The following is an 11,225-nucleotide window of genomic DNA, read 5'->3' on the forward strand; positions in this document are numbered from 1 at the left end:
GACTTCTTCTCCGGTGCGGGCATGGGCAGCGGGTTCGGCTTCGTCACCTACCACCCCGAGTTCCGCAAGAACGGGAAGTTCTACACCGTCCACACCGAGGCGTTCGGTGCGCTCACCACCAAGACGCCGGACCTGACGCCTCAGCCCAACACCGCCTTCCACGGGGTCATCACGGAGTGGACGGCCGCGGATCCCAAGGCGCGCACCTTCAGCGGCACGCACCGCGAGGTGTTGCGTCTCGGCTTCGCGACCCGGATCCACGGGATCCAGCAGATCGAGTTCAACCCGACCGCCGAACGCGGTGACGAGGACTACGGCTTGCTGTACGTCGCGGCCGGCGACGGAGGCGTCGGCGTCAACGGCGACGAGCCGCAGCGACTGGCGACACCCCAGGGCAAGCTGCTGCGGATCGATCCCGAGGGCTCCGACAGCGAGAACGGGAAGTACGGCATCCCGCCCAGCAACCCGTTCGTCGGGACGCCGGGCGCGATCGGCGAGATCTGGGCGTACGGCTTCCGCGACCCGCACCGGTTCAGCTGGGATACCGGTGGCCGGCATCGGCTGCTCCTCGGCCACATCGGCGAGAAGGACGTCGAGGCGATCTACGATCTCCGCGCCGGTGACAACGCGGGCTGGAGCGAGCGCGAGGGATCGTTCCTGTTCGACAAGTCCGACCGCTGCAACCTCTACCCGCTGCCGGAGGACGACGCCGAGAACGGCTACACCTACCCAGTCGCTCAGTACGACCACAACCCGCCGCCGGGCTTCCCGTGCGGTGCCGACGTCGGACACGCCGTGAGCGGCGGCTTCGTCTATCGAGGCGGGGACGTCCCCAAGCTGCGGGACAAGTACCTCTTCGCCGACCTCGTGGACGGTCGGGTGATGTACACCGAGAACCGCGAGATGCGGCGTGGCAAGCCGTCGGCCCAGATCCACGAGCTCACGCTGTTCGACGAGCGTGGCAACGAGGTGACGACGCCGGTGCTGGCGGGCGACCGTCGTGTCGACCTGCGGCTCGGTCGTGACGGCGACGACGAGCTCTATCTGCTCGCCAAGGCGAACGGCAAGATCTGGAAGATCGTCGGGACCAAGAAGATCACGCGTGATCGTGACGTGCACCCGGCCTTGTCGCCGTACCTGGTCTCGCACTACGACTTCGAGCGCCCTCGCGGAGACGTCGAGCGTGACCGTGGTCCGTCCGGCACGGACATCGACCTGATCAACGGCGGCTCCGACATGCGGGTCAAGGACGGCGCGTTCCGGGGCAGCAGGCGCTCGCTCCAGATCCGCAACGCCGATCCCGTGACCGGTCGGCTGGCGTGGAAGGCGGGCGTGTACGACGACGACGCCGACGGTGTGGAGTCCTTGTCGCGCTTCAACGGAGTCAAGGGAACCACGGTGATGGGCTGGTTCAAGATGACCGGCGAGAACCCGTCGCTCAACACCAACACCCCCGCCCCGGACGACCGCTACAACGCCGTCGGGCTGGCCGGCGTGCTGGCCGGGAACTCCGACGGCCACGGCGTCCGTGCCCTCCTCGAGCTTATCGACGTCGGAGGCGAGCTCCGGCTCGTCGCCCTCGGACGCCGCGTCGACACCGGGGCGTCGCAGACGTTCGCCGCGTCGGAGGACTGGCGCACCCTGCTCCCGCAGGGTGAGTGGGTCCACCTCGCCGCGACGTTCGACTACGCCAACGGCACGATGGCGCTCTACAAGAACGGCAGGCCGATCCCGGGCTTCTACACCCGGACCGACGATCCCTGGGGCAACAGCGCACCGGGGGAGGAGACGACGTCGGCGACCAACCCCCGCGGCATCAAGATCGGTGGCAGCTTCCCGCAGGACGGCTCCGAGCGGAATCCGTGCAACTGCCGCATGGACAGCCTCATGTTCCTCGACAGCTCCCTGACGAAGCTGGAGGTGAACCAGCAGTTCCGTCGCGTCGAGCGGTGACCTGACCGGGAGGGCGGCGGTCGACCCGCCGCCCTCCCGTCATGCCCGCGCCGGACCGGTCGAGCTCCGGACCATCAGCTCGTGGCCGGTGTGGCGACGTCGAGGGCGTGACGACGGATCCTTGAGCGCCATCTCGAGCGCCGCTGCTCCCATGTCGGTCATCGGCAGGCGTACCGTCGTCAGGCTCGGGGCGAGGTCGGCCGCGACCGAGACGTCGTCGAACCCGGCCACCGACATCTCCGACGGTACGGCGACGCCGCGGGTGCGCAGGACGGCGAGGACCCCGATGGCCATCGCGTCGTTGAGGGCGATGATCGCGGTTGTCTCAGGGTGCTGCGTGACGATCTGCTCGGCGGCGTACGCGCCTCCGTCACGGGTGAACTCGGCCTCGACCAGGGAAAGCTCATCGAGCTCGATGCCGTTCTCGGCGAGGGCGCGCTCGATCCCCGCGAGGCGGTCCACCACGGTGGTGAGGTTCACGGTGCCGGCGGCGATCGCGATCCGGCGGTGCCCCAGGCCGACCAGGTGCTCGGCGAGTGCGGCCCCCGCGTCCTCGTTGTCGGGGAGCACGGCGTCGGCGCGCAGGGCGTGCCGGCCGATCACGGCGACACGGCCGCCATTGGCCTGGAAGGCGGCAAGCTCGCGCTCGGCAGCGGCCTCGAGTCCGTCGCCGACGTAGCCGGAACCGGCGACGATGATGGCCCGCACGTTGTTCGCGATCAGGCTGCGGATCTGGCGGAGCTCGTTCTCCGGGTCGCGTGCGGAGTGGCAGATCTGGACCGTGATGCCCTTGTCGTAGGCCACCGAGATGACGCCTGCGGCGATCTCGGAGAAGTACGGGTCGTCGATCTGGTGCACGATCAGCCCGACCACCGACGCCGACCCGCCCGCGAGGGAGCGTGCGTGAGCGTTGACGACGTACCCGAGGGCGTCGGCGACCTGGTGGACCCGCTCGGCCACGCCCGGACTCACGCCCTCGCGGCCGGCCAGTGCCCGCGAGGCGGTCGCGAGCGACACTCCCGCGCGCTCTGCCACGTCGACGAGCCGCGGCGCGGATCGAACTCTCGCCATCCGGATGTCCCCCTCAGAAACGACCAGTGCTGTGACTCTTGCCACACGCGTTCACCCATGTCTATCCTACGAAAGCGCTTACGAAAGCGCTTACGGCGGCCCCCCGGGACACGCGGACCTCGAATCGTAGGAGCGTCAATGTCGACGAAGACAACGAGCATCATCCGAATCGGCGCCTTGCTCGGCGCCGCGACCCTCGCGCTCACGGCCTGCGGCGGGGATGGAGACTCCGGCGGCGACGAGGACGGGCCGATCACCATCGGCGTCTCGCTCCCTCTCACCGGTGACTTCGCCGAGCCCGGCAAGGGCGTCCAGCGCGGGTACGAGGCCTGGGCCGCCGACGTCAACGACGCCGGTGGACTCCTCGGGCGCAAGGTCGAGCTCAAGATCCTCGACGACCAGTCGAATGCCGACCGCGTCGTCGCGGACTACGAGTCCCTGATCGCGCAGGACGAGGTCGACCTCGTGTTCGGTCCGTTCTCCACCCGCCTCGTCGTGCCCGCGGCCCGCGTCGCCGACGAGTACGGGATGCTGTTCGTCGAGCCCGCCGGCGCGGCGCCCGAGGTGTTCGAGCAGGGATTCGACAACCTCTTCTACGCGGCCCCTGCCGTCGCGGACGACCACTACAACTACCTGGCGGAGTGGATCGAGGCCCTGCCTGCGGACAAGCGGCCCAAGACCGCGGCGTACGCGGCGATGGACGACCCCTTCGCGATGGGCACCGCGTACGGCCTCAAGGACAAGATGGAGGCCGCGGGCGTCAAGACCGTCGTCGACGAGAAGTATCCGCCGAACACCACCGACTTCAGCAGCATCGCGGCCAAGATCGAGAGCTCCAACGCCGACATGGTCGTCGGGGGCACGCAGTACCAGGACGCGGTCAACCTGATCGTGGCCCTGCAGCAGCTCGACTACCAGCCCAAGCTGGCCGCGTTCTCGACCGCGCCGACGAATCCCGAGTTCCCCGAGGCGATCGGTGCGAAGACGGAGGGCATCCTGTCGCCCACCGGCTACACGGAGCAGGCGGCGATCCCCACCAACAAGGAGTTCGTCGCGAGCTACACCGAGCGCAACGGCACCCCGCCCGGCGAGGACGAGGCCAACGCCTACACCACCGGCCAGGTCGTGGCTGCCGCCGTCGAGGCGGTCGGCTGCGCGGAGCAGGGCGACTGCCAGAAGGAGCTCATCGACTGGCTCCGTGACAACGAGGTCGACACGGTGGTCGGACCGTTGAGCTGGGACGAGGCGGGCAGGCCCCAGGGCGCCCACATGATCCAGCAGTACGTCGACGGCCAGATCAAGATCGTCCTCCCCGAGGACGTCAAGGAAGCCGACATCGTCTTCCCGAAGCCGGCCTGGTGACGTCCTGATGGATGGCGCCCTCATCTTCCAGAGCCTGGTGCTCGGTGTGCTGCTGGGAGGGCTCTACGCCCTCCTGGCGGCCGGGCTCACGCTCTACTTCGGGATCATGCGGGTGGTGATGATCGCGCACTCGGCGTTCCTCATCCTCGCCGCCTACCTCGCGTGGTACTTCCACCGGGAGACCGGCATCGACCCGCTGTTCTCCCTCTTCATCACCGTCCCGCTGTTCTTCGGTGTCGGCGTGCTCATGCAGCGGCTGCTCGTGGCCCGGCTCCGCCCGGTCACGCTCACGATGATGTCGGTCCTCCTGACGTTCGCGATCGCCCTCACGATCGAGGGCCTGCTCGGGTTCGCGTTCTCGGGCACCCAGCGCCGGATCCAGCTCGACTACAGCGGTGCGAGCCTCGAGCTCTTCGGTGCCCGCTTCGCGGTCGTCAAGCTGATCACGTTCGGGCTCGCCGTCGCCTCGCTCGCCGCGCTGTACGTGATCATGAAGCACACCCGCTTCGGCCAGTCGCTGCGCGCGACCATCCAGCACAGGGACGCCGCCCAGCTGGTCGGCATCAAGACCGACCGGGTCGCCGGCTACGGCTTCGGCCTCGGTCTGGCCACGGCGGCGATCGGCGGCACGGCGCTGTCGCTCGACGCCACCATCTACCCGTCGTTGCACTGGCACTGGATCGGCCCGCTGATGGCGATCATCGTGGTCGGCGGGCTGGGGAGCATCCCCGGGGCCGCGATCGCCGCGATGGTGCTCGGGATCGGCCAGAGCCTGCTGCAGATCCCGATGGGCACGACGTGGGCGCAGACCATCTTCTACGTGGCGCTCTTCGCCACGCTGATGCTGCGTCCGCAAGGATTCTTCGGAGGTCGTCTTGCCCAGCGTTTCTAAGCCCAGCGCTTCTAAGGCCGACGCTTCTCGGGCCCGTGTCTCTCGGACCCTCGTCGCCAAGGCCCTCGCGTTCGCCGCGTGCGCCACGGCGCTGCTGACCTTCCCGGGATGGGCGGCCAACCCCTACATCCTGTCGGCCGGCATCGTCGTGCTCAGCTATGCGGTCCTCTCGACCTCCTGGAACTTCGTCGGTGGCTTCACCGGCTACATCTCGCTCGGCCACGCCGCGTTCTTCGGGCTCGGCGCGTACGGGACGGCACTGCTGATCACCCGGCTCGAGATGCCGAGCTTCGTCGCGTGGGCGCTGGCCGGGGTCGGAGTCGCTCTCTTCGCCGTCCCGGTCGGCTGGGCAGCGCTGCGGGTGCGGGGCGCGTCGTTCGTGATCGTGTCGATCGCGCTCGTGCTGATCATGCTCCTGGTCTTCCAGAGCTGGAGCTCGCTGACCGGTGGCTCCAACGGCCTCGTGGTCCCGCGGCCGTTCCCCGACATGCTCCGGCCGGAGCACCACGAGACGTTCTTCTACCTCTTCGTGGCGCTCCTCGCGGTCACGCTCCTCGCCTGGTGGCTGATCGACCGCAGCCGGTTCGGCATGGGCCTGAAGGCGATCCGCGAGGACGAGGACAAGGCGGAGGCGCTCGGCGTCCCGACCTACGCCTACAAGCTCGTCGTCTACGTCGTGTCGGCGTTCTTCACCGCGCTCGGGGGCGGCATGTACGCGCTGTGGTTCGGCGACCTCGACCCGGTGTTCCAGTTCTCGATCCTGATCGGCTCGTACATGGTGCTCATGGCGCTGCTCGGCGGCGTCCGTCAGCTGTACGGCCCGCTCCTCGGGGCGCTCATCGTCGGCACCGCGCTGGAGTACTTCAAGCTCGAGTTCGGGGACACCCAGTTCCATCTCGTCGCCACGGGGCTCCTCCTGGCCGTCGTGGTCCTCTTCATGCCCGACGGGATCATCCCCGCCGGCATGAAGCTCGTCGACCGCTTCACGCCGGAGCGCAGCTCGATCCGGGAGATGACCGCCGCGGAGCTGCTCGAGCGGGACGACGACGAGCGACCGCACCCCCGAGAGAAGGCGACGCGATGACCACGACTGCCGCACCTCCCCGCGAGAGCCTCGCCACGGTCTCGCTCAGCAAGGCGTTCGGAGGCGTCAAGGCCGTCGACGACGCCACCGTCACGTTCCACGAGGGCAAGGTGAACGCCCTGATCGGTCCCAACGGGTCGGGCAAGACGACGTTCTTCAACTGCGTCACGGGCATGATCCGACCGGACTCGGGGGCGGTGACATATCGCGGCAGCGACGTCACCGGCCGTTCGCCGCACCGGATCGCCCGCGCCGGGATCGGACGCAGCTTCCAGCTGTGCCGGATCTTCCCCCGCATGACCGTTCTCGAGAACGTCCTCGTCGCCCACCGCACCCACGGGCTCCGCTCGTTGCTCAAGGGCGCGCGCGACACCGACGAGATCGAGCGGGCCCGGCACTGGTTGCGGCGGGTCGGCATCGACCACCTCGAGCACTCCGAGGCCGCCGACGTCTCGTACGGCCAGCAGAAGCTCCTCGAGCTCGCCGGCGTCCTGATGGCCGAGCCGGACCTGATCATGCTCGACGAGCCGGCGGGCGGGGTGAACCCGGCGCTGATCGGCCGGATCGGCACCCTCATCCGCGAGCTCAACGCGGAGGGGCGGACGTTCGTCGTCGTCGAGCACAACATGGAGATGGTGATGAGCCTGAGCGACCACGTCATCGTGTTCGACCGCGGTCGGCCGATCGCCGAGGGACCTCCCTCCCAGATCCAGTCCGATCCTCGTGTGCTGGAGGCGTATCTCGGTGTCTGACTACCTGCTGGAGCTCCATGACATCGAGGCCGGGTACGGGCGAGCAGCGCTCGTCCTCCGCGGCCTCACCGTGAAGGTGCCCGCCGGTTCGGTGGTGTGCCTGGTCGGCCCCAACGGTGCCGGCAAGTCGACCGTGCTCAAGGTCGCGAGCGGTCTGCTCGCGCCGAGGTCGGGCTCGATCGTCGTCGACGGCGAGGACGTCACCGGCAGAGGTCCGCAGCAGATGCTGGCCTCCGGTCTGGCGCACGTCCTCCAGGGGCACAGCGTGTTCCGGGAGATGACGGTCGAGGAGAACGTCATGCTGGGCGCGTTCACCGTGCGCGACAAGGCCACGATCGCCGAGCGCGTCGCCTTCGTCCGGTCGCTCTTCCCAATCGTCGGTGAGCGCTGGAAGCAGCTCGCCGGCCTGCTCTCGGGCGGGCAGCAGAAGCAGGTCGAGTTCGCGCGCTCACTGATGGTGAGCCCGAAGGTGGTGCTGCTCGACGAGCCGTCGATGGGTCTCGACCCCAAGACGACCGCCACCGTGTTCGACCAGGTGGCGCGCATGCGCGACGCGGGGATCGCTGTCCTCCTCGTCGAGCAGAACGCTCGCCGTGCGCTCGAGACGGCCGACGTCGGCTGCGTGCTCGACCTCGGCCGGGTCCACATCTCGGGACCTGCGCCGGAGCTGCTCGCGGATCCGCAGCTGAGCGCGCTCTACCTCGGCGGACGACCGAGCGATCCTGCTCCGGCGGCGTCCGTCCCGACCACGAATCCCTCCAGGAACAGGTGAAGCCGATGGCATCGCAGAACGTCCGCATCATCATGAACGGCGTCACCGGCCGGATGGGATATCGGCAGCACCTCCTCCGGTCGATCCTCTCGATCCGGGATGAGGGCGGAGTCGAGCTGCCCGACGGCGGCCGTCTCCAGGTCGAGCCGGTCCTCGTCGGCCGCAGCGCCGACAAGCTCGCCGAGCTGGCGGACCGGCACGGCATCGCGGAGTGGACGGTGGACGTCGACGAGGCGCTGGCCGACCAGAGTGCCCCGATCTACTTCGACGCGCTCGTCACGTCGGAGCGCAAGAAGTCGCTGCTGAAGGCGATCACGGCCGGCAAGGCGATCTACACCGAGAAGCCGATCGCGCAGACGGTGGGCGAAGGGGTGGAGATCGCCCGCGCCGCCGACGCCGCCGGGGTCCTGAACGGTGTCGTCCACGACAAGCTCTATCTGCCGGGCCTGCTCAAGCTCCGGCGACTGGTCGACGCGGGCTACTTCGGTCGGATCCTGTCGGTCCGCGGGGAGTTCGGCTACTGGGTGTTCGAGGGCGACCTGATCGCGGCGCAGCGGCCGAGCTGGAACTACCGGGCCGAGGACGGCGGCGGCATGGTCCTCGACATGTACTGCCACTGGAACTACGTGCTCGAGAACATCCTCGGACGCGTCCGCTCGGTGACCACGCGGGCCGTCACGCACATCCCGCAGCGGTGGGACGAGAAGGGCGAGCCGTACGAGGCGACCGCGGACGACGCGGCGTACGGGATCTTCGAGCTCGAGGGCGGGATCATCGCCCAGATCAACTCCTCCTGGGCGGTCCGCGTGCACCGAGACGAGCTCGTGGAGTTCCAGGTCGACGGCACCGACGGCTCGGCTGTCGCCGGGCTGTTCGGCTGCAAGGTGCAGTCGCGGGTGCAGACGCCGAAGCCGGTGTGGAACCCCGACCTCCCCACCGACGAGGTCTTCCGTGACCAGTGGGCCGACGTGCCCGACAACGAGGAGTTCGCGAACGGCTTCCGCGCGCAGTGGGAGGAGTTCCTCCTGGACTGGCACGCGGGACGTCCGCACCGCCACGACCTGTGGTCGGGCGTCCGCGGGCTTCAGCTCGTCGACGCGGCCCTCGAGTCGTCGCAGGCAGGTCGTACGGTCGACGTCGCGGAGATCGCATGACGGCCACACGCGACACCGTGGCTCTCCCGCGGGCCGACGGCAGCTGGCAGGGGGTCGAGCTCCGGGCGCCGCGGGCGTGGCCGGAGCACCCGGCGCCGTACCGCAGCCGCGCGGTCTTCGCAGCGGCGCACGTCGTCGCCGACCCGTACGGCGACAACGTCCCGGGGGCCCCCGCCGCGATCGACTGGGAGTCCACGCTCGCGTTCCGGCGGCACCTCTTCCGGTACGGGATGGGTGTCGCCGAGGCGATGGACACCGCGCAGCGCAACATGGGACTCGACTGGCCGGCGGTCGTCGAGCTGGTCACCCGCAGCGCTGAGCAGGCGCACGAGGCCGGTGCGCGGATCGCCTCCGGGGCCGGCACCGACCACCGCAGCGTCCTCCGGACGCTCGGCGAGGTCACCGACGCCTATCTGGAGCAGGTCGCGGCCATCGAGAGGGCCGGGTCACAGGTGATCGTCATGGCCTCGCGCCACCTGGCCGCGGTCGCGCGCTCGCCCGAGGACTACCTGACCGTGTACGACGTCGTGCTTCGTCAGGTCGGCGGACCGGTGATCCTGCACTGGCTCGGTGAGGCGTTCGACCCGCAGCTCGCCGGATACTGGGGATCGAGCGACGTCGACGCGGCGACGGCGACGTTCGTGCAGCTCGTCACCGACCACGCCGATCGCATCGACGGAGTCAAGGTGTCGCTCCTGTCCGCCGACCACGAGGTCGCGCTGAGGTCGGCGCTCCCGGAGGGAGTGCGCCTCTACACCGGTGACGACTTCCACTACCCCGAGCTGATCCGCGGTGACGGAACCCACCACTCCGACGCCCTCCTTGGCGCCTTCGCGGCCGTCGCGCCGGCGGCGTCCGCGGCTTTGAGCGCCCTCGACGACGGCGACCTCGCGACGTACGACGCCGAGATGGCCTCGACGCTCGCGCTGTCACGGCACCTCTTCAGCAACCCGACGTACTACTACAAGACGGGGATCGCGTTCCTGGCGTGGCTCTCGGGTCACCAGCCCGGGTTCTCGATGGTCTCCGGCCTGCAGTCGGCCCGCAGCGTCGTCCATCTCGCTGAGGTGTTCGCGCTGGCCAACGAGGCTCGGCTGCTTCCCGACCCCGACCTCGCCGCGTACCGCCTCAACCTGCTGCTCGAGACCGCCGGAGCTCGTCGATGACGGCGTTCCTCGACGTACCGAGCGGGCGGGCCGCGCGGTTCGACACCCCGGCTCCGGGTGACCCGCGGCTCGCGCGGCTGTCCCTCAACCAGCGCACGACGGCGCAGTGGTCCGTGCGTGAGGCTCTGGACGGGGCCCGGTCCGCCGGCCTCGGCGCCGTCGGGCTGTGGCGGGAGCCGGTGGCCGACGTCGGGCTCGCGACCGTCGCCCGCTGGGTCGCCGACAGCGGCTTGCGGGTGTCGTCGCTGTGCCGCGGGGGCTTCTTCACCGCCGAGGAGCCGCAGGCGCGCGAGACCGCGCACGCCGACAACGTGGCCGCAGTCGACGAGGCAGCCGCACTGGGAGCCCCGACCCTCGTCCTCGTGCCGGGAGGGCTGCCCGAGGGCAGCAAGGACCTCGCCGGCGCGCGGGAGAGGGCGACCGAGGCGATCGCCCGGCTGGCGCCGTACGCGGGGGAGCGCGGCGTCCGGCTCGGCATCGAGCCGATGAACCCGATCTTCGCGGCCGACCGCGGAGTGGTCTCGTCGCTGCGCCAGGCGCTCGACATCGCCGAGGAGCACCCGGTGGAGCAGGTCGGTGTCGTCGTCGACACCTACCACCTCTGGTGGGAGCCCGGCGTCACCGAGCAGATCGAGCGCGCCGGGGACCGGATCGTCTCCTATCAGGTGTGCGACTGGATCACCCCGGTCCCGGCCGACAACCTCCTGGGGCGCGGGATGATGGGCGACGGACACGTCGACTTCGCGGCGTTCACGCGGGCCGTCGCCGCTGCCGGCTACGCCGGAGACGTGGAGGTGGAGATCTTCAACGCCGACGTCTGGGCCGCCGACGGTGACGAGGTCGTCGCGACGACGGTGCGCCGCTACGTCGAGCTCGTCGAGCCGTACCTGTGACACGGGTCGTCGTCGCACCCGACAAGTTCAAGGGCTCGCTCGACGCGGCCGGTGTCGCGGCAGCACTGGCACGGGGGATGCGACGGTCGGACGTGGAGGTCGTCGAGCTGCCCGTTGCCGATGGCG

At 69.7% G+C, this 11,225-nt stretch carries 11 protein-coding genes; 10 read left to right on the forward strand and 1 reads right to left on the reverse strand.

The genetic code is table 11. From position 1 onward, the window contains the following. A partial coding sequence (locus PV363_RS11535; protein WP_301022392.1) for a PQQ-dependent sugar dehydrogenase occupies positions 1-1,953 on the forward strand: 1,953 nt, incomplete at its 5' end. A 39-nt stretch (positions 1,954-1,992) separates the two neighbouring features. Here the strand turns inward: PV363_RS11535 and PV363_RS11540 are convergent. Further along, positions 1,993-3,024, reverse strand: coding sequence for a LacI family DNA-binding transcriptional regulator (locus tag PV363_RS11540; protein ID WP_220341860.1), 1,032 nt, complete (start codon positions 3,022-3,024; stop codon positions 1,993-1,995). A gap of 138 nt (positions 3,025-3,162) precedes the next feature. Here PV363_RS11540 and PV363_RS11545 point away from each other — a divergent pair, with 138 nt between their 5' ends. The 9 genes from PV363_RS11545 to PV363_RS11585 all read left to right on the forward strand — a co-directional run. Further along, positions 3,163-4,386, forward strand: coding sequence for an amino acid ABC transporter substrate-binding protein (locus PV363_RS11545; protein ID WP_220345217.1), 1,224 nt, complete (start codon positions 3,163-3,165; stop codon positions 4,384-4,386). A 7-nt stretch (positions 4,387-4,393) separates the two neighbouring features. Then, on the forward strand, positions 4,394-5,278 hold the full coding sequence (locus tag PV363_RS11550; RefSeq protein ID WP_220341858.1) for a branched-chain amino acid ABC transporter permease: 885 nt from the start codon (positions 4,394-4,396) through the stop codon (positions 5,276-5,278). Then, positions 5,262-6,362, forward strand: a complete 1,101-nt coding sequence (locus tag PV363_RS11555) for a branched-chain amino acid ABC transporter permease (protein WP_255560549.1) — start codon at positions 5,262-5,264, stop codon at positions 6,360-6,362. Before PV363_RS11550 ends, PV363_RS11555 begins: the two co-directional genes overlap by 17 nt. Next, on the forward strand, positions 6,359-7,114 hold the full coding sequence (locus PV363_RS11560; protein WP_220365041.1) for an ABC transporter ATP-binding protein: 756 nt from the start codon (positions 6,359-6,361) through the stop codon (positions 7,112-7,114). The genes PV363_RS11555 and PV363_RS11560 overlap by 4 nt, the downstream gene beginning before the upstream one ends. Further along, positions 7,107-7,886: an ABC transporter ATP-binding protein gene (locus PV363_RS11565; protein ID WP_301022393.1), complete on the forward strand. Its 780-nt coding sequence runs from the start codon at positions 7,107-7,109 to the stop codon at positions 7,884-7,886. Before PV363_RS11560 ends, PV363_RS11565 begins: the two co-directional genes overlap by 8 nt. A gap of 5 nt (positions 7,887-7,891) precedes the next feature. Next, positions 7,892-9,040 (forward strand): Gfo/Idh/MocA family oxidoreductase, encoded by a 1,149-nt coding sequence (locus tag PV363_RS11570; protein WP_220365042.1) that lies wholly within the window; start codon positions 7,892-7,894, stop codon positions 9,038-9,040. Continuing rightward, complete coding sequence (locus PV363_RS11575; protein ID WP_220365043.1) at positions 9,037-10,206, forward strand: dihydrodipicolinate synthase family protein; 1,170 nt, start codon at positions 9,037-9,039, stop codon at positions 10,204-10,206. The genes PV363_RS11570 and PV363_RS11575 overlap by 4 nt, the downstream gene beginning before the upstream one ends. Continuing rightward, positions 10,203-11,099 carry a sugar phosphate isomerase/epimerase family protein gene (locus tag PV363_RS11580; RefSeq protein ID WP_220365044.1) on the forward strand — a complete coding sequence of 299 codons (897 nt, stop codon included), beginning with the start codon at positions 10,203-10,205 and terminating at the stop codon, positions 11,097-11,099. The genes PV363_RS11575 and PV363_RS11580 overlap by 4 nt, the downstream gene beginning before the upstream one ends. Further along, a partial coding sequence (locus PV363_RS11585) for a glycerate kinase (RefSeq protein ID WP_301022394.1) occupies positions 11,096-11,225 on the forward strand: 130 nt, incomplete at its 3' end. The genes PV363_RS11580 and PV363_RS11585, both read left to right, overlap by 4 nt.

It is taken from the genome of Mumia sp., from assembly GCF_028803055.1.
Lineage (GTDB): Bacteria > Actinomycetota > Actinomycetes > Propionibacteriales > Nocardioidaceae > Mumia.